At 65.2% G+C, this 3472-nt stretch carries 4 protein-coding genes; 2 read left to right on the top strand and 2 right to left on the bottom strand.

The features are described 5' to 3' along the window. Positions 1-977: acetyltransferase Pat (gene pat / locus QOJ24_RS24080; RefSeq protein WP_526265858.1), on the bottom strand; the 977-nt coding region annotated here is incomplete at its 3' end. A 91-nt stretch (positions 978-1068) separates the two neighbouring features. On the opposite strand from pat, the gene QOJ24_RS24075 reads away from it, so the two are divergent. After that, on the top strand, positions 1069-1815 hold the full coding sequence (locus QOJ24_RS24075) for a class I SAM-dependent methyltransferase (protein WP_526265857.1): 747 nt from the start codon (positions 1069-1071) through the stop codon (positions 1813-1815). A gap of 4 nt (positions 1816-1819) precedes the next feature. On the opposite strand, the gene QOJ24_RS24070 is transcribed toward QOJ24_RS24075, so the two are convergent. Continuing rightward, positions 1820-2470 (bottom strand): hypothetical protein, encoded by a 651-nt coding sequence (locus tag QOJ24_RS24070; protein ID WP_526265856.1) that lies wholly within the window; start codon positions 2468-2470, stop codon positions 1820-1822. Between the two features lie 53 nt (positions 2471-2523). Here QOJ24_RS24070 and QOJ24_RS24065 point away from each other — a divergent pair, with 53 nt between their 5' ends. Next, entirely contained in the window at positions 2524-3186 is a 663-nt protein-coding gene (locus QOJ24_RS24065) for a TetR/AcrR family transcriptional regulator (RefSeq protein WP_526265859.1), read from the top strand. The last annotated feature ends 286 nt before the right edge of the window (positions 3187-3472 follow it).

The raw sequence follows: 3472 nt of genomic DNA, 5'->3' as shown, positions 1-3472 counted from the left end.
ACTTGACGTGCAGTGTGATTGATCTGGGCGACCATCTCGCGACTCAATGAGAGATGCGCGGGATCCGGGACGTCGATGACGGTGGTGACCACCCCGACGTCATCACGCTGCCAGAATGCGCCGTAGTGATCCATGATCGCGCGCATCGCCACGTTGTCGGCCAGCATTCGGCCGGAGAACTTCCGCACCCCGGCGACCTGTGCTGCGACGGATAGAGCGGAAATCAAGAACGAGCCGATGCCACGACCCTGATAGTCGTCGGCAACGGTGAACGCGATCTCGGCGACATCTTGATCGTGGTCCTCGCGGACGAACCGCGCATCGGCAACTGGATTGCCGTCGCGGTCGGTCATCACCCAGACGAAGTGGTCGACGTAGTCGACCTCGGCCAGATAGTCCATCAGCGCCGGACTGGGCACCCGCGCCGACATGAACCGTCGATACAACGTCTCGGCGGAAAACCGAACATGTCCCTGCAACGTCCGGGCGCTGTCGCCGGGCAATACGGGTCGCAGCAGCAGATCGGTGCCGTCACGGGTCCGGACCGAAATCGGCGTGACGAACGCCGCGAGCCGCTGGCGGGCTGTGCGTACCAGCCGGGTCATGATCCCGGGGATGTGCACCAGCCGCGCGAACGCGTCGCTGTCGCCGACCCACCCGGTCAGCAACCCGGTGGTGGTCACCGTCGCGGTCCGCGGAATATGGCGCAACAGCGCGATCTCGCCGACGATCGTACCGGCCAAGACATGCTCGACGGTGACCACGCCATCTTCGCCTACGTGCGTGACGTCCGCCGCTCCCGACGCGATGAGCAGGAAAGATACCGCCCGTTCGCCTTGGCGCATCAGCACCTGACCCGCCGCCGCCTGCAAGGGTTGCAGGCTGGCCGCCAACGGCATCAAGTCCTCAGCCGGGCGCCCCTTGAAGATATCCAGGGTGGCGAGTTCGTCGGCCCGCAGCGTGGTCAGTTCAGTCACCTGCCGCCCCCGTCGCCGTTGAAGATGGTGCCCAGGCTATGGGCTTCGAGCGTGTTGCAGCAAGGATCTACGCCCCGGCAGACTCACTCCCATGACGCCTACCGACGATCCGCTGCAGACAACCCGTGCTTTGCTCGACCGCCAGGCGAGCCTGCGGCACGGTTTCCTCGACGTCCTCGGCGAGTCGGTGGCCAGCGAGACGCCCACGCTAGCGCAAGTCGCGATGAACAGCCCGCTGGTGGCTACGGTCTACGAGAGGCTGTGGCGCCCGGTGGCGTTCTATGTCGCCAGCGGCGTCACCACTGCCACCGAGCAGCGCCGCGCGTCGGAAGCCCTGCGTCTGTCGGGCGCGTCCCGTCTGCTCGATATTGCCTGTGGCCCAGGAAATTTCACTGGCAGGTTGGCGGAGGAACTGCCCCCCGGCGGGCTCGCGGTCGGGTTGGATATCTCGGTGCCGATGCTGAGCCGCGCCGTGAAGGACAACAGCGGACCCCGCACCTGCTACGTCCGCGGTGATGCGGAAACGCTGCCGTTCGCCGACGAAACGTTCGACGCCGTCTGCTGTTTCGGTGCGCTGTATCTGATGCCCGAACCGTTTCGGGTCGCCCGCGAAATGGTGCGGGTGCTGCGGCCGGGCGGTCGGGTGGCAATCCTGACCAGCTACGCGAGTCGCGTACCTGCCGTGCGGTACGCGACCGAGGCGAGCTCGAAGGTGATCGGGTTGCGCCTGTTCGACCGTGATGCGTTCGTTGACCTGTTCTCCGAGTGCGGCCTGACCGACATCGAGCAGAAGGTTCAGCGCAACCTGCAATTTGTCACGGCCGGCAAGCCCGACTGACGGTTCAGGTCATCGAGTAGAACGTTTCCTCGACACGCCGCATCGCCTGCGGCTCAACGCCTGAGAGCGCATGTGATTTGAAGACCTGGGCGGCCGCGCTCGGCTGATGCCGCGCAGCGACGAACGTAAGAGGAAATCTCGTCGGGTGCTGGGGACCCCATAGCAGCACGTCGGTCCCGCTGTCGTTGGCGAGCGCGAGGACGTGCCGGCGTACCGCGTCGCTTGTCACCATCACGTCCGCCGCAACCGCGAGCAGGTGCGGACGAGGCAGTGCGCGTGCATCGTCGGGGTCCGATATCCGCTCCGCAAGGCGCGCGCCCAGGATCCGGATCGGCCGGTCGTTCACGGCGTGATTGGAGTCGCCGCGGAGCACCACGCTGACATCCCAGCCCGCCATCGCGCGATCGAAGATCAGGCCGCCGATCGACGTTACGACGTCGGCGATGTTTCCGGCCACCACCTGAAACTGGTACCTACCGAGATCAGCTGGGGCGTTGCGCAGCGACGGTGCTCCTGAGGGCGGAAGCGGCTGATGCTGTTGCTTGAGCATGCTGGCGGGAGCGGCCACGTGTTGTCCGTTCGACGGGTTACGCAATTCCTGAGTGACACTACGAATATAGAGCAGCTCGGCTCCGGACCAAACCCAGGTGGTCACCGAGATCGCCTTTGGCACCGAAACCGGGGGTGATCGGCCGCTACACTGCCGGGATACCAAAGAGACGCAAGCCCAACCCCGATCAGCGCCGCCGCCAACTGTGTGACGCGGCGATACAGCTGCTGGCCGACGACGGCGCCAAGGGCCTGAGCCATCTGAAGGTCGACGGTCGCGCCGGCGTTCCCGATGGCACGACGTCGTTCTACTTCCGCACCCGCTCGGCGTTGCTGCACGCGGTCGCCGAGCGGATGGTCGAACTCGATCTGGCGGCGTTACAAAGCGTCGCCGACACCGCCGCAGTCGAGGACGGTTCGGCGTCCACGCTGGCCAAGGTCGTCATCCAGTCCGGCGAAGACCCGCAGCTGAGCCGCAGCAAGGCACGCTACGAGCTGACCATTCAGGCCACTCGGGATCCGGCGATCGCCGCGACCCTGCAACGCGCCACCGATGCCTTCACCAAGCTGCATCACGACATCCTGGTCCAGCTGCTGCCGCACGGCGCCGATCTGGATCCCGACGTCGTCGACGATCTCAGCAACGTGACGCTGACCTTCATCAACGGGCTCATGCTGCGTTTCGTCCAAGGCGACCGGATCATCGACACGCCCGAGCAACTCGACGGCGTCTTGACGGCCATCGTTGCCGGTGTCCTGGCCAGCGAGCAGCAGGGCCAACTCACCCGCGATGGCGCCGCGCTGCAACCGCCCGCGAAATAGCTCGCCGAAACCGCCCGCGTCGCTCTCTACGGTAATAGAGTTATGCGGGCGAGAGTACGGGTGCACGAGCTGTTCCATTAAGCGAGAAGTACAAATCGCCCGCACCGCCTCCGACGCTGACACACTGGCGGCATCGACTCGGCGTGCGTTGATCCGGATTACCGACCTTGTGGCGAAAGGCAAGATTTCGTGACGACCACCACCGGCAGCGATGTCCAAGACGTCGATGATGTCAACTACGACCCCTACGACGTGGTCGTCAACGCCGACCCCTATCCGACGTTCG

The organism is Mycobacterium sp. (assembly GCF_032159775.1).
Taxonomy (GTDB): domain Bacteria; phylum Actinomycetota; class Actinomycetes; order Mycobacteriales; family Mycobacteriaceae; genus Mycobacterium.
The sequence above is the reverse complement of the archived record's forward strand: the minus strand, read 5'-3'. Positions and strand labels throughout refer to the sequence as shown.

Excerpts from the sequence above, each read along its gene's own strand:
- QOJ24_RS24075 (WP_526265857.1), top strand. The coding sequence starts at position 1,069 with ATGACGCCTACCGACGATCCGCTGCAGACAACCCGTGCTTTGCTCGAC.